This is a genomic window from Bacteroides sp. AF39-11AC (assembly GCF_003474285.1).
GTDB lineage: Bacteria > Bacteroidota > Bacteroidia > Bacteroidales > Bacteroidaceae > Bacteroides.
In genome coordinates this window covers 392,838-414,215 of the sequence record NZ_QROH01000005.1, presented here as the reverse complement: position 1 = coordinate 414,215, position 21,378 = coordinate 392,838, and the positions used below count along the sequence as shown (strand labels likewise).

The following is a 21,378-nucleotide window of genomic DNA, read 5'->3' as shown; positions in this document are numbered from 1 at the left end:
GTTTAAACGTAAATAACGATATGAGTACAATAATTTTAGGAATAGAAAGCTCTTGCGACGACACCTCTGCTGCCGTTATCAAAGATGGGTATCTGCTATCAAACGTCGTTTCCAGTCAGGCGGTGCATGAAGCCTATGGCGGTGTAGTTCCCGAATTAGCTTCACGTGCACATCAGCAAAACATAGTTCCGGTGGTACATGAAGCATTGAAACGTGCTGGAGTGACCAAAGAAGAATTGAGTGCAGTGGCGTTCACCAGAGGACCGGGATTGATGGGCTCTTTGTTGGTAGGTGTGTCATTTGCCAAAGGTTTTGCTCGTTCTTTAGGTATTCCTATGATTGATGTTAATCATTTGACAGGTCATGTGTTAGCTCACTTTATTAAAGCAGAAGGTGAAGAGAATGCTCAGCCTGAATTTCCTTTCCTTTGCTTGCTTGTATCGGGAGGAAATTCGCAAATTATCCTGGTAAAGGCATACAATGATATGGAGATTCTAGGGCAGACGATTGATGATGCTGCTGGAGAAGCCATTGACAAGTGTTCGAAGGTAATGGGACTAGGGTATCCCGGTGGTCCGATTATTGATAAGTTGGCCCGTCAAGGAAATCCGAAAGCATTTACTTTTAGCAAACCTCATATCCCTGGATTAGATTATAGTTTCAGTGGTTTGAAAACCTCATTCCTGTATTCTTTGCGTGACTGGATGAAGGAAGATCCCGATTTCATCGAGCATCACAAGGTGGATTTGGCAGCTTCGCTCGAAGCTACCGTGGTGGATATCCTGATGGATAAGCTCCGTAAGGCTGCTAAAGAATATAAGATAAAGCAAGTAGCCGTGGCTGGTGGGGTTTCTGCTAATAATGGTCTGCGCAATGCCTTTCGTGAACATGCCGAAAAGTATGGGTGGAATATATTTATTCCTAAATTCAGTTATACGACGGATAATGCCGCTATGATTGCGATTACAGGTTATTTCAAATATCAGGATAAAGATTTCTGTTCGATAGATGCACCGGCCTACTCACGTGTTATGTTACAGTAAAAGGAATTTTAGAGCACTTTTTGGTCTGTACCGTATCTGGTCCGTGTCTGGTCCATACCAACTCCATACCAAGTCCAAATGTATAGATACGGAGCAAGCACGGAGTTGATGCGGATTTGGTGATGTGGAGAGGAAATATAGAACAAAATATAGAAATAATATATATATAAGGTATATGAAGCTGGAAGAAAAGATCGGGGAGTTATTAAAATCGAAGAATTTGTCCCTTTCCACCGCAGAAAGTTGTACAGGAGGCAGTATTGCAGCTCTGGTGACTTCTGTTCCAGGGAGTTCGGAATACTTTAACGGGGGAATTGTGGCATATTCTAATGAAGTAAAGATGTCTCTGCTCCATGTCTCTGCTGAAACTTTGGAGAAATATGGAGCTGTCAGTCGGGAGACTGTTATTGAAATGGTGAAAGGTGCGATGAAAGCGCTGAAAACAGATTGTGCTGTCGCTACATCAGGAATCGCAGGTCCCGGAGGTGGAACGGCAGAAAAGCCTGTCGGAACCGTATGGGTTGCTGCTGCCTATAAAAATGAAATTGTAACTTTCAGACAAGAGGGAGATGATGGAAGGGGTGAAAATGTACAAAAAGCCATTCGAAATGCTCTAATGATGCTCTGTGAGTGCTTAAAATGAAGAAAAAATGCTATCAGACAATGAATTATTTTATGAAAAACTTGTTTGGTATCGATAAAAGTACTTACTTTGCGCTCTGTTTGAAATAAGTATAGATAAAAACTATAAAAATAAGATAGAAATGTCGAAGATTTGTCAAATTACCGGAAAGAAAGCCATGATTGGCAACAATGTTTCACACTCAAAGAGAAGAACTAAGAGAACCTTTGATTTGAACTTGTTTAACAAGAAGTTCTACTATGTAGAGCAAGATTGCTGGATCAGCCTTAGCATTTGTGCTAACGGTCTGCGTATTATTAATAAGAAAGGACTGGACGCTGCTTTGAACGATGCAGTAGCAAAAGGTTATTGTGATTGGAAAAGCATTAAAGTAATTGGCTAAAAAGTAGAGGAGAATACTGATTATGGCAAAGAAAGCAAAAGGTAACAGAGTACAGGTGATTCTGGAATGCACAGAACACAAAGATAGCGGTATGCCGGGAACTTCTCGTTATATCACTACTAAGAACAGAAAGAATACAACTGAAAGATTGGAGTTGAAGAAGTATAATCCGATCCTGAAGAGAGTAACAGTACATAAAGAAATTAAATAATAAGTATAACCCATGGCAAAGAAAACTGTAGCAAGTTTGCACGAAGGTTCTAAAGAAGGTCGTGCTTATACAAAGGTTATCAAGATGGTTAAGTCTCCGAAGACTGGTGCTTACATCTTTGATGAACAAATGGTATTGAACGAAAAAGTACAAGACTTTTTCAAGAAATAAGATATCCCGTCGAAAGACGTTTGATTATAAAATCCTCTTATCGTATTCCGGTAAGGGGATTTTTTTTGTACTTTATCCCCGTACTTTCATTACTTTGTTATATCTTTGTGGCATAATGTATTGTACAAAAAAATAGGATATGGGATTTTTTAGTTTTTTCTCAAAAGATAAAAAGGAAACATTAGATAAAGGATTATCTAAGACGAAAGAAAGTGTATTCGGAAAGATTGCCCGTGCTGTGGCAGGAAAGTCGAAAGTAGATGATGAAGTGCTTGATAATCTGGAAGAAGTGCTGATTACTTCGGATGTGGGCGTAGAAACGACGTTAAATATAATTCAACGTATAGAAAAGCGCGCTGCATCTGAAAAATATATGAATGCGCAGGAGTTGAATACTATCTTGCGCGATGAAATCGCTGCTTTACTAACGGAGAATAATTCGGATGATGTAGACGATTTTGAAGCACCAATTACGAAGAAACCTTACGTAATTATGGTAGTAGGGGTGAATGGCGTGGGTAAAACAACTACTATCGGTAAGTTAGCTTACCAATTCAAGAAAGCGGGCAAAAGCGTTTATCTGGGAGCAGCGGATACTTTCCGTGCAGCAGCTGTGGAACAGTTGGATATTTGGGGCGGACGGGTAGGAGTACCTGTCGTAAAACAAAAAATGGGAGCTGATCCGGCTTCTGTGGCCTACGATACATTAAGCTCTGCTGTTGCTAATAATGCTGATGTGGTAATTATTGATACTGCCGGTCGCCTCCACAATAAGGTCGGCTTGATGAATGAGTTGACTAAGATTAAAAATGTAATGAAGAAAGTGGTTCCTGATGCTCCCAATGAAGTTCTGTTGGTGCTGGATGGTTCTACAGGGCAGAATGCATTTGAGCAGGCTAAGCAATTTACGTTAGCTACAGAAGTAACTGCAATGGCTATCACTAAGCTGGATGGTACGGCGAAAGGTGGAGTTGTTATCGGCATTTCTGATCAGTTTAAAATACCTGTTAAGTATATTGGTTTGGGTGAAGGTATGGAAGATTTACAGGTGTTCCGTAAGAAAGAATTTGTTGACTCGTTGTTTGGGGAGAATGCATGAAACGGAAAACAATTGATATCATAACTTTAGGGTGTTCTAAGAATTTGGTGGATTCGGAGCATTTGATGCGCCAGCTGGAAGAAGCCGGATATCATGTGACTCATGATACGGAAAAGCCCAAAGGAGAGATTGCTGTTATCAATACTTGTGGTTTTATAGGTGATGCTAAAGAGGAATCCATTAACATGATCTTGGAATTTGCACAGGCAAAGGAAGAAGGAGCTCTGGAAAAGTTATATGTAATGGGTTGTCTTTCTGAACGCTATCTGAAAGAATTAGCGATTGAGATTCCGCAGGTGGATAAGTTTTATGGTAAATTTAACTGGGCGGAGTTATTGCAGGATCTGGGTAAAGCCTATCACGAAGAACTTCATGTAGAGCGTACTCTCACTACTCCTAAACACTATGCATACCTGAAAATATCGGAGGGATGCGACCGGAAGTGTTCGTATTGTGCTATTCCGATTATTACAGGGCGGCATGTATCACGACCGGTAGAGGAAATTTTGGATGAAGTCCGTTACCTGGTAAACAAGGGAGTAAAAGAGTTTCAGATAATAGCTCAGGAATTGACTTACTATGGCGTGGATCTGTATAAGAAGCAAATGCTTCCTGAACTTATAGAACGTATATCTGAAATTCCCGGGGTAGAATGGATTCGTTTGCATTATGCTTATCCCGCACATTTTCCTACAGATTTGTTCCGGGTGATGCGTGAACGTCCTAATGTGTGTAAGTATATGGATATAGCTCTTCAGCATATTAGTAATCCGATGTTGGAGAAAATGCGTCGTCATGTAACTCAGGAAGAAACTTATCAACTGATAGAGCAATTCCGCAAAGAAGTACCTGGAGTCCATTTGCGTACTACTTTAATGGTAGGGCATCCCGGAGAAACAGAGGCGGATTTTGAAGAGTTGAAAGAGTTTGTTCGTAAAGTGCGTTTCGATAGAATGGGGGCCTTTGCGTATTCGGAAGAAGAAGGTACTTACGCAGCTGCGCAGTATGAGGATGAAATACCTCAGGAAGTAAAGCAGGCACGTTTGGATGAGTTGATGTCCATTCAACAAGGTATTTCTGCTGAATTGAGCGCTGCAAAAGTGGGGCAATCTATGAAAGTTATTATTGATCGTCTGGAAGGGGATTATTATATCGGGCGTACTGAATTTGATTCTCCTGAAGTGGATCCGGAAGTATTGATAGAGCGTGGTGAACAAACATTGCTTATTGGTAACTTTTACCAGGTAGAGATAATAAGTTCCGATGATTTCGACCTTTTTGGACAGGTTATTTAAATAATTTTCCCGAAGAATTTGTGTATATGCGGAAGTTTTGCTAATATAGCACCGAACTTTATAAAAACATCTGTATTTTGAATAACAAAGAATTTACTTCAGAACTGTCACGAAGATTGGGATATACCATAAAGGATACATCCGAACTTATTGCATCTTTACTGTCGGACATGACACAACAGCTGCAAGAAGGGAATATTGTTTCCGTACAAGGTTTCGGTACTTTTGAGGTAAAGAAGAAAGCGGAGCGTATTACCATCAATCCAACGACAAAGTTGCGTATGTTGGTTCCACCTAAGTTGGTGCTGACCTATAGACCTAGTACGACTCTGAAAGATAAGTTTAAATAATGTCGTCTTCTACTCAAGTAACCCTTCGTAAATATGAATGAAAAGCTGAACATACAGAATTTAATAGAATTGCTTGCCGAAAAGCATGGCATGGATAAAACGGATGCTGAGAGCTTCGTAAAAGAATTTTTCCAGTTGATTGAAGAATCATTGGAGAGCGATAAGTATGTGAAGATTAAAGGTTTGGGCACATTTAAGCTGATTAACGTGGATAGTCGTGAAAGCGTAAATATAAACACGGGCGAACGTTTTGAAATACAAGGACATACAAAGGTTTCATTTACTCCGGAGCCAACTTTAAAAGATTTGATAAACAAACCTTTTTCGCATTTTGAAACTGTGGTATTGAATGATGAAACAGTGTTAGAAGATACACCGGTGGAGAATAATTCTGAAGAGGAGGAAAAAGAAGAGAATTTTGTAGAGCCTGAAAGTTCTACGATTGTTGTAGAATCGCAGGTTGCTGCTCAGGAAACAGCTGAAGAAAATGTAGAAGAGTTGATAGGGGAATCTGTTGAGACTGCCGAGAAGTCCATAGAAAGTATAGAAGAAGAGGCTGAAGTAACTGAAGAGACGACTGAAATTGCTGAAGAAGAATCAATAGAGACAGTTGAAGAACAGGTAATTCAGACTGTTGAGGAAGCTGTAGGGGATATAAAAGAACAGCCAGTTTCGGAAGAAGCGCCCTCTGTTTATCAAGCTGAACCTGCTCTTCCGCCCGATGAAGAAGATTTGGTACCTACTTATGAAGTCTCTGAGCCTCCATCACCTCCTGTGAATAAAGCAGATAGCTCTACCATGAAGTTTTTTATCGGAATTGTAGTGCTTGTAGTATTGCTGTGTGTAGGCGCTGTTACTTTTATGTATTATCCGGATTTATTGGATAGGATGTCCACGCCATCAAAAGAGGAAGTTGCTGATGAAAAAGTTGAGAAACCAGCCGCTCCGGTCGCTCTGACGGATAGTATTGTTCGAAAAGATACCACAACTGTGGTGGCGAAGAAAGATACTGTGGCAGAAGTTGCTGCTCCTAAAGTTGTTGAAGAACCGAAGCCGGTTGCAAAACAAGAGACTCCTGCTACTACTCCTAAACAAGAGACAAAGAAAGCTGCTGCAACTCCTTTTGAACCAGATTCTGTAAATTATAAGATTGTGGGTACGAAAGCCACCTATACTATCCAGGAAGGAGAAACTCTGACAAAGGTTGCACTTCGCTTTTACGGAACTAAGGCCCTGTGGCCCTATATTGTGAAGTATAATTCGGGTGTTATAAAGAATCCTGATCATGTGCCGTATGGTACTGTAATCAAGATACCGGAGCTCGAAAAGAAATAAAAGAAAATATTGCACCCCTGCAAGCTGATGATACTTCACTTGCAGGGGTGATTTGCTATTTATTCCTGTCTGCGAATTTGAAATCCTTTTCAGAAACTATTGTTAACTACTAAACTCTATGAAAGTAGTTTAATCTAATTGTTTTTTAATAAAAATTAGTTGGTATGGTTAATTTATTCCTGTACTTTTGGGAGCGAAAAAAATAATTACCAGTAGCATACTGGAGAGATCAATGGAATTTAAACAATAAAAATAATAGTATTTATGGCTGAAACAATTGATATCCGCGAACTGAACGAGCGGATTGAAAGACAAAGTTCTTTTGTTACCAACCTTACTGCTGGTATGGACCAGATCATCGTAGGACAAAAACATCTGGTAGAATCATTGTTAATCGGTTTGCTGTCCGATGGACACGTATTATTAGAAGGTGTGCCCGGTTTGGCGAAGACATTGGCGATTAAGACGCTTGCCTCACTGATCGATGCACAGTACAGTCGTGTACAGTTTACTCCCGATTTGCTGCCTGCCGACGTTATCGGTACAATGGTTTACAGTCAGAAAGACGAAACGTTCCAAGTAAAGAAGGGACCTGTTTTTGCCAACTTCGTTCTGGCAGATGAAATAAACCGTGCTCCGGCCAAGGTACAGAGTGCTTTGCTGGAAGCGATGCAGGAACGTCAGGTAACCATTGGTACGGAAACATTCCCGTTGCCAGAACCTTTCCTTGTACTTGCTACACAGAATCCTATTGAACAGGAAGGTACTTATCCGCTGCCTGAAGCTCAGGTGGACCGTTTCATGCTGAAAGTGGTTATCGACTATCCGAAGATGGAAGAAGAAAAACTGATTATCCGCCAGAATATCAATGGCGATAAATTCAATGTGAAGCCTATTTTGAAAGCTCAGGAGATTATTGAAGCACGTAAAGTTGTTCGTCAGGTATATCTGGATGAGAAGATTGAACGTTACATTGTTGATATTGTATTTGCTACCCGTTATCCGGAGAAATATGATCTGAAGGAACTGAAAGATATGATTGGTTTCGGTGGCTCTCCCCGTGCCTCTATCAATCTGGCATTGGCTGCCCGTACTTATGCTTTCATCAAACGTCGTGGTTATGTGATTCCTGAAGATGTTCGTGCTGTGGCTCATGACGTATTGCGTCATCGTATCGGATTGACTTACGAAGCAGAGGCCAGTAACCTGACTTCTGACGAGATCATCAGCAAAATACTGAATAAGGTTGAAGTACCTTAATTAAGTAAGCATTTTTAAAAAGGTCTTCCAAGACCTGTTAATAAATGATGTGAACGTTTTTAAAGAATCTTGCCAACGTTTTTAAAGAACGTTGCCGGTATTTATTAACGGAATTATTTAACGATATAGATGGAAACAAGTGAACTGTTAAAAAAAGTCCGTCAGATTGAAATCAAGACGCGCGGATTATCCAACAATATCTTTGCCGGCCAGTATCATTCGGCCTTCAAGGGTAGGGGTATGGCATTTTCCGAGGTGCGCGAATATCAGTTTGGCGATGACATACGCGACATTGACTGGAACGTGACCGCTCGCTTCAATAAGCCTTATGTGAAGGTGTTCGAAGAAGAGCGTGAGCTGACCGTTATGTTGCTGGTGGATGTTTCCGGTAGTTTGGAATTCGGTACGGTGAAGCAGATGAAAAAGGATATGGTGACGGAAATAGCTGCAACATTAGCTTTTTCGGCCATACAAAACAACGATAAAATCGGGGTTATCTTTTTCTCTGACCGGATAGAGAAATTCATTCCGCCTAAGAAAGGGCGTAAGCATATCTTATATATTATTCGCGAACTGATTGACTTTAAAGCGGAGAGTCGGAGGACTGACATCCGGCTCGGACTGGAATATCTGACAAACGTAATGAAGCGTCGTTGTACAGCCTTCCTGTTATCCGATTTCATTGATCAGGGGAACTTTAAGAATGCAATGACTATCGCCAACCGGAAACATGATATGGTGGCTATCCAGGTGTATGACCGCAGGGTAGAGGAACTGCCGGCTATCGGTTTGATGAAAATAAAGGATGCTGAGACCGGACATGAGCAGTGGATTGATACTTCGTCGCGTGCCGTTCGTCGTGCTCACCACGACTGGTGGGTGAATAAACAGGTGGAACTGAACGAAACATTCACTAAAAGCAATGTCGATAATGTGTCGGTACGCACCGATCAGGACTATGTCAAAGCATTGATGAATTTGTTTGCGAAACGAAATTAATCGGAAAAATGAAAAGATATCTATTTCTGATAACCCTATTGGGGATGTTGACTGGCAAGGCAGTGGCTCAGTCGGTAACAGTGGATGCTACCATTGACTCTCTGCAAATTTATATCGGTGACCAGGCGAAGATAAAACTTCAGGTAGCCTTGGATGCCGATAAACGGGCCATTTTCCCTGTTTATACGGATACACTGGTAAGTGGTGTGGAGATTATAGACGTTGCAAAGCCGGATACGCAGTATATAAATGATGATAAACGAATGCTGATTACGCAGGAGTATACTGTTACATCATTCGACTCGGCATTGTATTATCTGCCACCGATGGAAGTATTGGTGGATAATAAGGCATATCGTTCGAAGGCATTGGCACTGAAGGTATATTCGATGAATGTACCATTGGATCCTGAGAATCCGGAACAGTTTTTTGGTCCGAAGACAGTGATGCAGCCTCCTTTTGTGTGGGAAGACTGGTATGGGATTATCACCTGTGGCATATTGCTTATTCCGATTGCATTATTACTTATCTATCTGATTATGCGTATCTGTGACAATAAACCTATCATCCGTAAGGTAAAGGTTGAACCGAAGTTACCTCCGCATCAGATGGCGATGAAAGAAATAGAGCGTATCAAAGGGGAAAAAGTATGGCAAAAGGGACAGCCGAAGGAGTATTACACGGAATTGACAGATACTTTGCGTACGTATATTAAAGAGCGTTTTGGTTTCAATGCTTTGGAAATGACTTCTTCGGAGATTATAGAAAAGCTGCTTGAAATGCAAGATAAAGAAGCTATTGCAGATTTACGTTCTCTTTTTGAGACTGCCGATTTGGTGAAGTTCGCTAAACATAATCCGTTGATGAACGAAAATGATGCAAATCTGATCAATGCCATCGAATTTATCAATGAAACCAAGGAGAAAGAAGTGGAGAATGCAAAACCGCAACCCACTGAAATTACCATCATTGAGAAACGTTCATTGCGTACTAAAATATTGCTGGGCATAGGCATCGTAGTATTGTCGGTTGCCTTGATTGGTTCGTTCGTTTATATTGGAATGCAGTTATACAATTATTTTGCATGATAGCAGAATTTAAGGGTAACTCCAATCTTAAATTGTAAATTGTTAAATAGTAAATACAATGGTTTTTGCCAATATTGAATATTTGTTTTTGCTGCTGTTGCTTATACCTTATATAGTATGGTATATCATGAAGCGGAGGAATAATGAAGCTACACTTCAGATTTCGGATGCCCGTGTATATGCTCATACGCCGAAGAGTTATAAGAACTATTTGTTGCATGTGCCTTTTATGTTACGGATTATTGCCTTGGCATTGATTATCGTAGTGTTGGCGCGTCCTCAAACTACTAATAGCTGGCAAAACAGTGAAATTGAAGGTATAGATATTATGATGGCCATCGACGTATCTACCAGTATGCTGGCAGAGGACTTGAAACCGAATCGTCTGGAAGCTGCTAAAGATGTGGCTGCGGAGTTTATCAATGGTCGGCCCAATGATAATATCGGTATAACTTTATTTGCCGGTGAAAGTTTTACGCAATGTCCGTTGACGGTGGATCATGCAGTGCTTCTGAATCTGTTTCAAGGCATTAAGTGTGGTATTATTGAAGATGGAACAGCAGTCGGTATGGGTATTGCTAATGCAGTTACCCGCTTGAAAGACAGTAAAGCGAAGTCTAAAGTAATCATTCTGTTGACGGATGGTACAAATAATAAAGGAGATATATCTCCGCTGACTGCAGCAGAAATAGCTAAGAGTTTTGGTATTCGTGTTTATACTATTGGTGTAGGTACAAACGGAATGGCTCCGTATCCTTATCCGGTGGGTAACACTGTGCAGTATGTCAATATGCCGGTGGAGATTGATGAGAAGACACTGACGCAGATTGCGGCTACCACAGAAGGTAATTATTTCCGTGCCACCAGTAATTCTAAGCTGAAAGAGGTATATGAGGAGATCGATAAGTTGGAGAAAACCAAGTTGAATGTGAAGGAATACAGCAAGCGCCAGGAAGAATACCGTTGGTTTGCTTTGGCGGCATTCTTGTGCGTGTTACTTGAAGTGTTGCTTCGTAATTCTATCTTGAAGAAGATACCTTAAAACAATGCATTAATTGTAAATTACTAAATTGTACATAGAAAGATGTTTCGATTTGAAGAACCTACATATTTATACCTGTTGATCCTGTTGCCTTTCCTGGCGGCTTTCTACCTGTACTCCAATTATCGGAGACGGAAAGCGATCCGCAAGTTTGGCGATCCGGTGCTAATGGCACAGTTGATGCCGGATGTATCTAAATATCGTCCGGATGTGAAGTTTTGGCTGGTGTTTGCTGCAATCGGACTGTTTGCTGTATTGCTGGCACGCCCGCAGTTTGGCTCTAAGCTGGAGACTGTGAAGCGTCAGGGAGTAGAGGTAATGATTGCGTTGGATATTTCTAACTCTATGTTGGCACAAGATGTACAACCCAGTCGTCTGGAGAAAGCCAAGAGACTGGTAGCACAGTTGGTTGACAAGATGGAGAATGATAAGGTAGGTATGATTGTGTTTGCCGGTGATGCCTTTACACAGTTGCCTATTACAAGCGATTATATTTCTGCCAAGATGTTTTTGGAATCTATTAATCCGTCGTTGATATCCAAGCAGGGTACGGCTATCGGTGCAGCTATTAATTTGGCTACCCGCAGTTTTACACCCCAGGAAGGAGTAGGGCGTGCCGTCATCGTTATTACTGACGGTGAAAACCATGAAGGCGGAGCTGTGGAAGCGGCCAAGGCTGCTGCGGAAAAAGGTATTCAAGTCAGTGTTCTGGGTGTGGGTATGCCTGATGGTGCACCTATCCCCGTAGAAGGAACCAATGACTTCCGTCGTGACCGTGACGGAAACGTGGTTGTAACCCGCTTGAATGAGCAGATGTGTCAGGAAATAGCTCAGGCAGGAGATGGGATTTATGTGCGTGTAGACAATTCAAATGCTGCGCAAAAGGCAATTGCTCAAGAGATTAATAAAATGGCGAAAGCGGATGTGGAAACACAGGTTTATACAGAGTTCAACGAACAATTCCAAGCTGTTGCATGGATTATATTGTTACTGTTGTTGGCTGAAATGCTGATTTTGGAACGTAAAAACCCGTTATTCCGTAATATCCATCTGTTTAAAAAGGAAGAAAGGTATGATGATGAGAAATAGAACTATCGGAATTATCTTGCTGCTACTGACGGCTATTTCAGTTTCTGCACAGAAAGCGGAACGCGACTATATTCGTAAGGGAAATCGTGCTTATAAAGATAGTACGTATGTAAATGCTGAAGTGAATTATCGGAAGGCTATTGATGTGAATCCGAAGTCAGCGATATCCATGTATAATCTGGGTAATACGCTTATGCAACAGAATAAGTTGCAGGAGGCTATGGAGCAGTTTGTTGCTGCCACTAAAATGGAGAAAGATAAGGGCAATCTTGCTCAAATCTATCATAATATGGGAGTAATATTTCAGTCCGGTAAGGATTATGCTAAAGCTGTGGAAGCATACAAAGAGTCATTGCGTAATAATCCGAAAGATAACGAGACGCGTTATAACTTGGCTTTGGCTCAGAAAATGCTGAAAGATCAGGAACAGAATCAGCAGAATCAAGATCAGAACCAAGATCAGAATCAGGACAAAAAGGAGCAGGAAAAAGAACAAGATAAAGACAAACAAGACCAAAATCAGCAAGATCAGCAGAACCAGGATCAACAGCAGCAACCTCCTCAGCCACAAGAAAATCAGATGTCAAAGGAAAATGCTGAACAACTTTTGAAGTCGGTGATGCAAGATGAGAAAGATGTACAGGATAAGGTGAAGAAACAGCAAGTTATCCAAGGTGGTCGTTTGGAAAAGGATTGGTAAATAATAAAAGATACGATAATATATGAGAAAATTAATTTTCTTATGGATAGCACTGGTAGTAGTCAGTCTGCAAGCTTTGGCTAATGACAAGGTGTCATTTACCGCGTCAGCTCCTGATGCTGTAGCGGTGGGTGACCAGTTCAGACTGGCATATACAGTGACTACACAGAAGGTGAGAGATTTCCGTGCTCCTTCTATTAAGGGATTTGACGTACTGATGGGACCCAGTCGCTCTCAGCAAAGTAGTATGCAAATAGTTAATGGGGTATCGACCTCAACCAGCAGTATTACTTTCACTTATATACTGATGGCTACTGCTGAGGGTAGTTTTACAATTCCAGGAGCTACAATTACAGCCGATGGTAATCAGATGGTTTCTAATTCTGTGCAAATCAAGGTTCTGCCAGCAGATCAGGCCAGAGCAGCTTCTTCAGGCGGAGGTAGTAGTAGCCAGCAGGGCAATACCAGCCGTGCTTCTTCAGGAACTTCTGTTTCCAATCAGGACCTCTTTATTTTGCCTACTATTAGTAAGACCAATGTGTATGAACAAGAAGCATTCTTACTGACTTATAAAATTTACACTTTGGTTGACCTTCGCGGTTTTGACAATGTGAAACTTCCTGATTTTAAGGGATTTCATTCACAGGAAGTAGAACTCCCGGGTGATAGAAAATGGAGTTTGGAACATTATAAAGGGCGGAATTATCAGACTACCGTTTACCGGCAATTTGTGTTGTTCCCACAGCAGTCTGGTAATTTGACTATTGATCCGGCACGTTTTGATGCTTCTATTGCTAAAGCTACTCATGTGTCTGATCCGTTTGAAGCGTTCTTTAATGGTGGCAGCAATTACATTGAAGTCAAAAAGACATTGATGACACTGAAACTAACTGTAGATGTAAAGCCTTTACCAGGCGATAAGCCTGCTGATTTTTCCGGTGGAGTGGGAGAGTTTAGCATTTCTTCTTCTATTAATAGTACTAATGTAAAGACAAACGATGCTGTAACTATTAAACTCGTCATTTCCGGTACAGGTAATTTGAAGTTAATAGGTGATCCTGAGGTGAAATTCCCAGATGACTTCGAGGTGTATGACCCTAAAGTTGATAATAAATTCAGGCTGACGAGTGCAGGACTTTCGGGTAGTAAGGTTATTGAATATCTGGCTATTCCCCGCAATGCCGGAACATTTAAAATACCAGCGGTGAAATTCAGCTATTTTGATATCAAGTCCCGTACTTATAAGATATTGACTACCGAAGAGTATGAATTGCATGTAGAGAAAGGTGAAGGAGATGCAGCGCAAACTATTGCTAACTTTACGAATAAAGAGGATTTGAAAGTCTTGAATGAGGATATTCGCTTCATTAAGCAAAATGATGTGACACTTTCTCAAAAGGGAGACTTCTTCTTTGATTCTATATTGTACTGGTTGCTCTATTTAGTACCTGGTGTTGCGTTTATTCTTTTCTTTATCATTTACCGTAAGCAGATAGCTGCTAATGCTAACGTTGCGAAAATGCGTACGAAAAAGGCAAATAAGGTTGCTGTTAAACGTATGAAGTTAGCTGGTAAGTTGTTGGCTGAGAATAAAAAAGATGTTTTCTATGACGAAGTCTTGAAGGCTCTTTGGGGATATATAAGCGATAAATTGAATATTCCGGTTTCTCGACTTTCAAAAGATAATATTGAAGAGGAACTTCGTAAATATGGAGTAGAGGATGCTTTGATTAAAGAATTCTTGGCTGCATTGAATGATTGTGAGTTTGCCCGGTTTGCTCCTGGCGATGATAATCAGGCTATGGATAAAGTCTATTCGGCTTCATTAGCAGTAATAAGTAAAATGGAGAATTCGATTAAACATTAATTAGGAGGTTATATGATGAAAAAAATACTGTTTTTTACTTTTGTTGGCCTGTTAATGGCATTGACCTCTTCTGGACAGACTGCATCGGATACATTACAACAAGCGAATGATTCGGTAAGAATAGGTTCACACACTGAATTCTCAGCTGTTGCGCAAGAGAATAGTGTGACAAAAGCAGAAGGAGATAGCGCATATGTGAAGAATGATTATGCCTCTGCTATTCAGATATATGAAGCTCTGCTGAAAGAAGGAGAAGCGGCTGAGGTATACTATAACTTAGGAAATAGCTACTATAAGGCCGGTGATATAGCTAAAGCCATTTTAAATTATGAGCGTGCACTTTTAATACAACCAGGTAATGCTGATATTCGGGCTAATTTGGAGATTGCTCGTGCAAAAACAATTGATAAAGTGATTCCCGTACCCGAGGTTTTCTTTGTATCTTGGACGAAATCATTGATTAATTGTTTGAGTGTGGATGCTTGGGCAAAGGTAGGCGTCGTTTGTTTCTTTTTGTTGCTTGCATCTCTTTACTTCTTCTTCTTTTCCAAGCAAATCGTGTGGAAGAAAATAGGATTTATTGCAGGGATAGTATTTCTGGTATTAGTTATATTAGCGAATGTCTTTGCTTTTCAACAGAAAAATGAGCTATTAAACCGTAACAATGCTATCGTACTAACTCCAAGTGTAACAGTACGTAGTACTCCGAGTGAAAGTGGTACCAGTTTGTTTATATTGCATGAGGGACGGAAGGTTGAAATTAAAGATAACTCCATGCGTGAATGGAAAGAAATCCGCTTAGAGGATGGTAAAGTAGGATGGGTACCTGCATCATCTGTTGAAGTTATCTGATAGATATAATTCTTTCATAATAAGATAGTTAATAATAGAAAGAAGCCTGTTGAAAGGGAAAATACGAATTTCCTTTTGACAGGCTTCTTTATTTTTGTAAAAAAGACACCGAAATAGTTTGTTTTATCTTTTTTTTTCCTTAAGTTTATAGCGTGATAAGTGAAACTCACAGAGTTATTAACCATTAAATTTATAAATATGAGAACAATAACATTTAATGAACTTCGCAGAATTAAAGATTCATTACCTACTGGTAGTATGCATAGAATAGCCGATGAGCTCGGATTGAACGTCGATACAGTTAGAAATTTTTTTGGCGGTCACAATTTTAAGGAGGGTAAGAGTGTTGGGATACATTTAGAGCCTGGTCCGGATGGTGGTTTGGTTATGTTGGATGATACTACTGTCCTTGATAGAGCTCTAAAAATTTTAGATGAAATGAATGCCAGTGCTGAGCCTGTTCGAGCTTAAGAAAAGAAAGTTATAAATGAATCCCAATTGATAGACAAACAATTGGGATTTCTTATTTGTTTATGAAGTAAAAACAGTTGATTATGGAAGAAAAGTTAGTAACCTTAGCCATTCTGACTTATGCAAAAGCTCAGATATTAAAGAATGTGCTTGAGAATGAAGGTATTGAAACCTATATTCATAATGTAAATCAAATACAACCCGTAGTGTCTTCAGGTGTGCGCTTACGTATAAAAGAAAGCGATCTACCGCGTGCATTGAAGATAACTGAGAGCTCTGCTTGGCTTTCAGAAGAGGTAGTGGGAGGGAAGTCACCCAAAGTAGAAAAGGAGAGTAACAAAGTCTTAATTCCTGTAGACTTTTCTAATTATTCAATGAAAGCATGTGAGTTTGGTTTTAATTTTGCTCAGAATATGGGAGCGGAAGTTGTGTTGCTTCATGTTTACTTTACACCAATCTATACCACATCATTACCTTATGGAGACGTTTTTAATTATCAGCTAACAGACGATGAAAATGTAAAAAACATATTACAAAAAGTTCATGCAGACTTAAACACTTTATCTGACAAGGTAAAAGCAAAAGTAGCTTCAGGAGAGTTTCCGAATGTAAAATATAGTTGTGTATTGCGTGAAGGTATTCCAGAAGAGGAAATTCTTCGTTATTCGAAGGAATATCGGCCACGTATTGTGATTATGGGGACTCGTGGTAAAAATCAGAAAGATATAGATTTAATTGGTAGTGTAACTGCTGAGGTAATTGAGCGAAGCCGCGTACCAGTTTTAGCCATTCCGGAGAATACTCCATTTAAACAGCTGGCAGAAGCTAAACGTATTGCATTTATTACCAATTTTGATCAACGGGATTTAATTGCATTCGATTCTTTGATTGCTGCTTTAAAGCCATTTCATTTCTCTGTATCTTTGATTCATCTGTCAGATGTTAAGGACACTTGGAATGAAATTAAATTAGGTGGTATTAAGGAATACTTTCAAAAGCAGTATCCGGACCTGGAAATCCATTATGATGTTGTGATGAATGATGATTTCTTGAACAGCTTAGATAATTACATAAAAACTAATCATATTGATATAATTACGTTGACTACTTATAAACGCAATATATTCTCTCGTTTATTTAATCCAGGTATTGCTCGGAAGATGATTTTCCATTCCGATACACCGCTGTTAGTTATTTATGGACGCCCAAGCTAAAATAAATAGCGCAAGCAGGAATGAGAAATAATCAGTATTATGTTTAATATATAATACTAATATTCATTGGATCAGATTATTATACTTCCCTATTATAAAAATTAAGTATTTACTAAGAAGCTCCTAAAAAATAAAAAGCCTAATCAACATGGTTGATTAGGCTTTTTATTAAAAACTATTGGTGTTTTTATTGAACCATTTTTTCGATTTCTTCGAATTCAGGTCCCATATCCAAATTGTAGTATACCCGGTATAAACCATTCAACCATAAATCTTTTTGGTCAGGCTTCAATGCTCTTGCTTTTTCATAGCAAGGTTTTGCTTTTTCATAGAAAGCTTTCAAAGTTGCTTGATCTTCTTTATACTTAGGATCATTTACATCTGCTGTTGCTTTCTCTGAGAAGTCTTGTGCTTGCAGACAGTAGATCAAACCTAAATTAGAAAATGCTTCTGCGTAGTTAGGATCTATTTCTGTTGTTTTAGTATAATACTTGATAGCATTATTGAGTGCATCTGCAGCTTCTTGCTCTTTCTTTTCATTTTTCAGGTTAGTGTACATATTATGATAAAGATATCCTTTTACATACAGATAGAATGTATTATTAGGATCTTTAGCCAACATATCATCAGCAAACTGCATAGCTTCATCGTATTTATTATTATTGCTATAATAATCAATCAAATGACCGAAGAAGAATGAATGTTGAGGATATTTCTGCAAACCTTCTTTTAAAGATGCAACCCACTTAACAGTATCACCTTGTGCTTTTAAAGCTGTAGAGATGAATTCCATTGCATACTGACCTACTTCCTTATCATTCTGTGCATAAGGAGCATATTTCAGAACGCTAGGATAATCTTCCATTTTAGCCGCTGCCAAACTTGCATAATATGCAATCTGTGGTAAAATAGTATCTGTCTGCAGGAAATTTTCCTTTTCAAACATAGGATTTTGAGCTATTTCAATGTAAGTTCCAAAGAAATCTAATGCTTCTTTGTTCTTCTCCAAATTATAGTATTGAATACCTCCATTGATCAAGTTAGGACGCTCTGCTATAATTGCAGCAGCGTTAGCCTTTCTGTACTTGTTCTTAATCTTTCCTTTTTCATTTGGAACCTGTGCCAGTTCATCACATTTGAGGTAGTACTTACACATGTTTAATGCACTGTTGTATACCTTAAGAGTATCATAAGGTTTTCTCAAAAATGCGTCTTTCATTTCCTCCTCATTAATCCTTTTCTGAATAAAACCAGCTACATCCCAAGTGTCGGCATTATCCTTTGTTTCAGGATTAGTCAAGGCTTGATTGATGAGCTGTTCGGCCTTATTAAAGTTTGGCTTTACTTCATTCGCAATGCTTTTAGCTTCTTTCACAGTCTTTTCTTGAGCGAAAGTGAAGCCTGCAGCGAGCAATAAAATCACTGAAAATAATACTCTTTTCATGATAGTTGTAAAATTAAAATTAATATTATGTCTATTCTTCATCTTTATTATTGACTTCATTATCAGAGTTATAGTCTTTCTCCTCTCCTTCTACCTCATTTATAGTAGGCGGAATCGGAGAATTTTCATCATCAACAGGAACTTCATCTTCCATACTTTCTGATGTAACCTTACATACTGAACCGATCTCATCGTTTCTCTTTTCAAGATTGATTAGACGAACACCCTGGGTAGCACGCCCCATAATACGAACATCAGCAACTTTCAGACGAATGGTGATACCAGATTTATTGATAATCATCAGGTCATTATCATCTGTTACAGACTTAATTGTTACCAATTTACCTGTTTTATCGGTGATATTCATCGTTTTAACACCCTTGCCGCCACGATTAGTCTTGCGGTAGTCTTCGATATCAGAACGTTTGCCATAACCTTGTTCAGAAACTACCATAATGGTTTCTGCTTCAGGATCTTTGATGCAAATCATTCCTACCACTTCATCTTGTCCGTCTTCGTCAAGCGTCATACCACGCACACCAGTTGCAGTACGTCCCATAACGCGTACAGCACTTTCGTGGAAGCGAATAGCACGTCCGTTACGATTAGCAATGATAATTTCGTTGTCACCGTTAGTCATGCGTACTTCAATAACCCGGTCGTCCTCACGGATAGTAATGGCATTTACACCATTCTGGCGAGGGCGGGAATACTGTTCAAGTAATGTCTTCTTGATAACACCATTCTTGGTACAGAATAAGACATAATGGCTGTTGATGAAGTCTGTGTCAGAAAGGTTCTTCACACGCAGATATGCATTTACAGCATCATCAGAATCAATATTCAGCAAGTTCTGGATAGCACGTCCTTTGGAACTCTTGGTACCTTCAGGGATTTCATATACTTTGAGCCAATAGCACTTACCCTTTTGAGTAAAGAACATCATGGTATTGTGCATGGTTGCCGGATATATGTGTTCAATGAAGTCTGCATCGCGGGTATCTGTACCCTTGGAGCCTACTCCACCACGGTTTTGAGCACGGAACTCACTCAATGGAGTACGTTTTATATATCCCATATGAGAAATGGTGATAATCATTTCGTCATCTGCATAGAAATCTTCCGGATTGAATTCTTCAGATGAGTAAACAATCTCAGAACGACGTTCATCTCCGTATTTTGCTTTTACTTCAATTAATTCATCAGTAATAACTTTGCGGCAAAGTTCGTCATTCGACAGAATTTCTTCATAATAAGCAATCATCTTCATGACTTCTTCGTATTCGGCATGAAGTTGATCCTGCATCAGTCCAGTTAATTGGCGCAAACGCATTTCTACGATGGCACGAGACTGAATTTCTGTTAATTGGAAACGTTCCATCAAACCTGCAATGGCATCATTAGGTGTCTTTGCAGCACGGATAATGCGGATTACTTCATCGATATTATCTGATGCTATGATTAAGCCTTCCAATATATGAGCACGTTCTTTAGCCTTACGCAAGTCATATTGAGTACGACGGATTACCACCTCATGGCGATGTTCTACGAAGTACTTAATCATGTCTTTCAGATTCAGCAAACGAGGACGCCCGTGTACCAATGCTACGTTGTTCACACTAAAAGAAGTCTGTAACAGTGTCATTTTATAGAGCTTATTCAGGACTACGCTGGCGTTGGCATCACGTTTAATATCAATCACGATACGCATACCTTCACGGTCAGACTCGTCATTGGCATTGGAGATACCTTCTATTTTCTTATCATTAGCTAAATCAGCGATATTTTTGATCAGTTCTGCCTTATTGACACCATATGGAATTTCTGTGATGACAATTTTATCATGTGTAGAACTGGTTTCAATTTCTGCTTTTGCACGCATGATAACGCGACCGCGACCAGTAAGATATGCTTCGCGTACGCCACTCATACCATATATATATCCCCCTGTTGGGAAATCGGGAGCCTTTACATAGTTCATCAGCTCCTCTATCTCGATATCGTTGTTCTCAATGTATGCGACACAAGCATCAATAACCTCTGAAAGGTTATGGGTCGGCATATTGGTTGCCATACCTACGGCAATACCAGACGCGCCGTTTACCAAAAGGTTTGGGATACGAGTAGGCATTACGGTAGGTTCCTGCAAAGAATCGTCGAAGTTGCTTTGCATATCAACGGTTTCTTTGTCAAGGTCTTGCATCATATCTTCACCAATCTTGCGCAAGCGACACTCGGTGTAACGCATAGCTGCTGCGCTATCGCCGTCTACCGACCCATAGTTACCCTGACCATCTACCACCATGTAACGCATTGCCCAAGGCTGTGCCATACGAACTAATGCACCGTAAACGGAAGAGTCACCATGCGGGTGATACTTACCCAATACTTCACCTACAACTCTGGCTGATTTTTTATAAGGTTTATCTGACGTATTTCCCAGTCCCATCATTCCGAAGAGAATTCTACGGTGGACAGGCTTAAAACCATCTCTAACATCCGGAAGGGCACGTGAAACGATGACCGACATGGAGTAGTCAATGTACGATGACTTCATTTCCTCCTCGATGTTAATCTTTATAATTCTGTCTTGTTCAAGCATTTAAAAAGATTATTAATTATACATACTTTGGTTCATGAAAAACCACGCTAAAGTACTGCTTTTTTACGATATACAAAAGTTTTCGCCCATAAACTTTATTTCAAAACCATTCTCCTATCCACTTTGTTCTTATAATATATAAATAAGGTATTAATAAGGAGCTTTTCCCAAGAATGGAAGCACTTTAGTATGGTACTGGTGAACGGGATATTAAACTGTGG

At 39.8% G+C, this 21,378-nt stretch carries 21 protein-coding genes; 19 read left to right on the top strand and 2 right to left on the bottom strand.

Going from position 1 to position 21,378, the window contains the following annotated elements; genetic code table 11:
- Positions 1 to 20: 20 nt before the first annotated feature.
- From tsaD to DW036_RS12875, 19 genes are all read left to right on the top strand, one after another.
- Positions 21 to 1,043: a tRNA (adenosine(37)-N6)-threonylcarbamoyltransferase complex transferase subunit TsaD gene (gene tsaD / locus DW036_RS12965; RefSeq protein WP_118464749.1), complete on the top strand. Its 1,023-nt coding sequence runs from the start codon at positions 21 to 23 to the stop codon at positions 1,041 to 1,043.
- 175 nt (positions 1,044 to 1,218) lie between these two features.
- Positions 1,219 to 1,686 carry a CinA family protein gene (locus DW036_RS12960; RefSeq protein WP_118464748.1) on the top strand — a complete coding sequence of 156 codons (468 nt, stop codon included), beginning with the start codon at positions 1,219 to 1,221 and terminating at the stop codon, positions 1,684 to 1,686.
- 121 nt (positions 1,687 to 1,807) lie between these two features.
- The gene (gene rpmB, locus DW036_RS12955) at positions 1,808 to 2,068 is read left to right on the top strand and encodes a 50S ribosomal protein L28 (RefSeq protein ID WP_007214256.1); all 261 of its coding nucleotides are present in this window, start codon (positions 1,808 to 1,810) and stop codon (positions 2,066 to 2,068) included.
- A gap of 22 nt (positions 2,069 to 2,090) precedes the next feature.
- A complete protein-coding gene (gene rpmG / locus DW036_RS12950) occupies positions 2,091 to 2,279 on the top strand; it encodes a 50S ribosomal protein L33 (RefSeq protein ID WP_002560155.1) in 189 nt (62 codons plus the stop codon).
- Positions 2,280 to 2,291: 12 nt separating this feature from the next.
- A complete protein-coding gene (locus DW036_RS12945) occupies positions 2,292 to 2,450 on the top strand; it encodes a DUF4295 domain-containing protein (protein ID WP_007662457.1) in 159 nt (52 codons plus the stop codon).
- A gap of 139 nt (positions 2,451 to 2,589) precedes the next feature.
- Complete coding sequence (ftsY, locus tag DW036_RS12940) at positions 2,590 to 3,549, top strand: signal recognition particle-docking protein FtsY (RefSeq protein WP_118464747.1); 960 nt, start codon at positions 2,590 to 2,592, stop codon at positions 3,547 to 3,549.
- A complete protein-coding gene (rimO, locus tag DW036_RS12935) occupies positions 3,546 to 4,844 on the top strand; it encodes a 30S ribosomal protein S12 methylthiotransferase RimO (RefSeq protein WP_118464746.1) in 1,299 nt (432 codons plus the stop codon). The genes ftsY and rimO overlap by 4 nt, the downstream gene beginning before the upstream one ends.
- Before the next feature lie 77 nt (positions 4,845 to 4,921).
- Positions 4,922 to 5,194, top strand: coding sequence for an HU family DNA-binding protein (locus tag DW036_RS12930; RefSeq protein ID WP_118464745.1), 273 nt, complete (start codon positions 4,922 to 4,924; stop codon positions 5,192 to 5,194).
- Positions 5,195 to 5,227: 33 nt separating this feature from the next.
- On the top strand, positions 5,228 to 6,529 hold the full coding sequence (locus DW036_RS12925) for an HU family DNA-binding protein (RefSeq protein ID WP_118464744.1): 1,302 nt from the start codon (positions 5,228 to 5,230) through the stop codon (positions 6,527 to 6,529).
- 264 nt (positions 6,530 to 6,793) lie between these two features.
- Positions 6,794 to 7,789 (top strand): MoxR family ATPase, encoded by a 996-nt coding sequence (locus tag DW036_RS12920; protein ID WP_044272165.1) that lies wholly within the window; start codon positions 6,794 to 6,796, stop codon positions 7,787 to 7,789.
- 129 nt (positions 7,790 to 7,918) lie between these two features.
- Positions 7,919 to 8,788 (top strand): DUF58 domain-containing protein, encoded by an 870-nt coding sequence (locus DW036_RS12915; RefSeq protein ID WP_007214248.1) that lies wholly within the window; start codon positions 7,919 to 7,921, stop codon positions 8,786 to 8,788.
- Positions 8,789 to 8,796: 8 nt separating this feature from the next.
- Positions 8,797 to 9,876, top strand: a complete 1,080-nt coding sequence (locus tag DW036_RS12910) for a membrane exported protein (protein WP_029328723.1) — start codon at positions 8,797 to 8,799, stop codon at positions 9,874 to 9,876.
- Positions 9,877 to 9,934: 58 nt separating this feature from the next.
- Entirely contained in the window at positions 9,935 to 10,918 is a 984-nt protein-coding gene (locus DW036_RS12905) for a VWA domain-containing protein (protein ID WP_007214246.1), read from the top strand.
- Between the two features lie 42 nt (positions 10,919 to 10,960).
- Positions 10,961 to 12,007 carry a VWA domain-containing protein gene (locus DW036_RS12900; RefSeq protein WP_118464743.1) on the top strand — a complete coding sequence of 349 codons (1,047 nt, stop codon included), beginning with the start codon at positions 10,961 to 10,963 and terminating at the stop codon, positions 12,005 to 12,007.
- A complete protein-coding gene (locus tag DW036_RS12895) occupies positions 11,991 to 12,707 on the top strand; it encodes a tetratricopeptide repeat protein (RefSeq protein WP_118464742.1) in 717 nt (238 codons plus the stop codon). The genes DW036_RS12900 and DW036_RS12895 overlap by 17 nt, the downstream gene beginning before the upstream one ends.
- 22 nt (positions 12,708 to 12,729) lie before the next feature.
- A complete protein-coding gene (locus DW036_RS12890) occupies positions 12,730 to 14,574 on the top strand; it encodes a BatD family protein (protein ID WP_118464741.1) in 1,845 nt (614 codons plus the stop codon).
- A gap of 12 nt (positions 14,575 to 14,586) precedes the next feature.
- Complete coding sequence (locus DW036_RS12885; RefSeq protein ID WP_118464740.1) at positions 14,587 to 15,426, top strand: tetratricopeptide repeat protein; 840 nt, start codon at positions 14,587 to 14,589, stop codon at positions 15,424 to 15,426.
- Between the two features lie 198 nt (positions 15,427 to 15,624).
- The gene (locus DW036_RS12880) at positions 15,625 to 15,897 is read left to right on the top strand and encodes a hypothetical protein (RefSeq protein WP_007218563.1); all 273 of its coding nucleotides are present in this window, start codon (positions 15,625 to 15,627) and stop codon (positions 15,895 to 15,897) included.
- Positions 15,898 to 15,980: 83 nt separating this feature from the next.
- Positions 15,981 to 17,111 carry a universal stress protein gene (locus DW036_RS12875; RefSeq protein ID WP_118464739.1) on the top strand — a complete coding sequence of 377 codons (1,131 nt, stop codon included), beginning with the start codon at positions 15,981 to 15,983 and terminating at the stop codon, positions 17,109 to 17,111.
- 187 nt (positions 17,112 to 17,298) lie between these two features.
- On the opposite strand, the gene DW036_RS12870 is transcribed toward DW036_RS12875, so the two are convergent.
- Both DW036_RS12870 and gyrA read right to left on the bottom strand, forming a co-directional pair.
- On the bottom strand, positions 17,299 to 18,555 hold the full coding sequence (locus DW036_RS12870; protein WP_181982214.1) for a hypothetical protein: 1,257 nt from the start codon (positions 18,553 to 18,555) through the stop codon (positions 17,299 to 17,301).
- A 31-nt stretch (positions 18,556 to 18,586) separates the two neighbouring features.
- A complete protein-coding gene (gyrA, locus tag DW036_RS12865) occupies positions 18,587 to 21,157 on the bottom strand; it encodes a DNA gyrase subunit A (protein WP_118464738.1) in 2,571 nt (856 codons plus the stop codon).
- Between the last annotated feature and the right edge of the window lie 221 nt (positions 21,158 to 21,378).

Excerpts from the sequence above, each read along its gene's own strand:
- ftsY (WP_118464747.1), top strand. The coding sequence starts at position 2,590 with ATGGGATTTTTTAGTTTTTTCTCAAAAGATAAAAAGGAAACATTAGAT.
- rpmG (WP_002560155.1), top strand. The coding sequence starts at position 2,091 with ATGGCAAAGAAAGCAAAAGGTAACAGAGTACAGGTGATTCTGGAATGC.
- DW036_RS12870 (WP_181982214.1), bottom strand. The coding sequence starts at position 18,555 with ATGAAAAGAGTATTATTTTCAGTGATTTTATTGCTCGCTGCAGGCTTC.
- tsaD (WP_118464749.1), top strand. The coding sequence starts at position 21 with ATGAGTACAATAATTTTAGGAATAGAAAGCTCTTGCGACGACACCTCT.
- DW036_RS12945 (WP_007662457.1), top strand. The coding sequence starts at position 2,292 with ATGGCAAAGAAAACTGTAGCAAGTTTGCACGAAGGTTCTAAAGAAGGT.
- DW036_RS12895 (WP_118464742.1), top strand. The coding sequence starts at position 11,991 with ATGATGATGAGAAATAGAACTATCGGAATTATCTTGCTGCTACTGACG.
- DW036_RS12915 (WP_007214248.1), top strand. The coding sequence starts at position 7,919 with ATGGAAACAAGTGAACTGTTAAAAAAAGTCCGTCAGATTGAAATCAAG.
- DW036_RS12880 (WP_007218563.1), top strand. The coding sequence starts at position 15,625 with ATGAGAACAATAACATTTAATGAACTTCGCAGAATTAAAGATTCATTA.
- rimO (WP_118464746.1), top strand. The coding sequence starts at position 3,546 with ATGAAACGGAAAACAATTGATATCATAACTTTAGGGTGTTCTAAGAAT.
- DW036_RS12910 (WP_029328723.1), top strand. The coding sequence starts at position 8,797 with ATGAAAAGATATCTATTTCTGATAACCCTATTGGGGATGTTGACTGGC.
- DW036_RS12900 (WP_118464743.1), top strand. The coding sequence starts at position 10,961 with ATGTTTCGATTTGAAGAACCTACATATTTATACCTGTTGATCCTGTTG.
- DW036_RS12925 (WP_118464744.1), top strand. The coding sequence starts at position 5,228 with ATGAATGAAAAGCTGAACATACAGAATTTAATAGAATTGCTTGCCGAA.
- DW036_RS12920 (WP_044272165.1), top strand. The coding sequence starts at position 6,794 with ATGGCTGAAACAATTGATATCCGCGAACTGAACGAGCGGATTGAAAGA.
- gyrA (WP_118464738.1), bottom strand. The coding sequence starts at position 21,157 with ATGCTTGAACAAGACAGAATTATAAAGATTAACATCGAGGAGGAAATG.
- DW036_RS12885 (WP_118464740.1), top strand. The coding sequence starts at position 14,587 with ATGATGAAAAAAATACTGTTTTTTACTTTTGTTGGCCTGTTAATGGCA.
- rpmB (WP_007214256.1), top strand. The coding sequence starts at position 1,808 with ATGTCGAAGATTTGTCAAATTACCGGAAAGAAAGCCATGATTGGCAAC.
- DW036_RS12890 (WP_118464741.1), top strand. The coding sequence starts at position 12,730 with ATGAGAAAATTAATTTTCTTATGGATAGCACTGGTAGTAGTCAGTCTG.
- DW036_RS12875 (WP_118464739.1), top strand. The coding sequence starts at position 15,981 with ATGGAAGAAAAGTTAGTAACCTTAGCCATTCTGACTTATGCAAAAGCT.
- DW036_RS12905 (WP_007214246.1), top strand. The coding sequence starts at position 9,935 with ATGGTTTTTGCCAATATTGAATATTTGTTTTTGCTGCTGTTGCTTATA.
- DW036_RS12960 (WP_118464748.1), top strand. The coding sequence starts at position 1,219 with ATGAAGCTGGAAGAAAAGATCGGGGAGTTATTAAAATCGAAGAATTTG.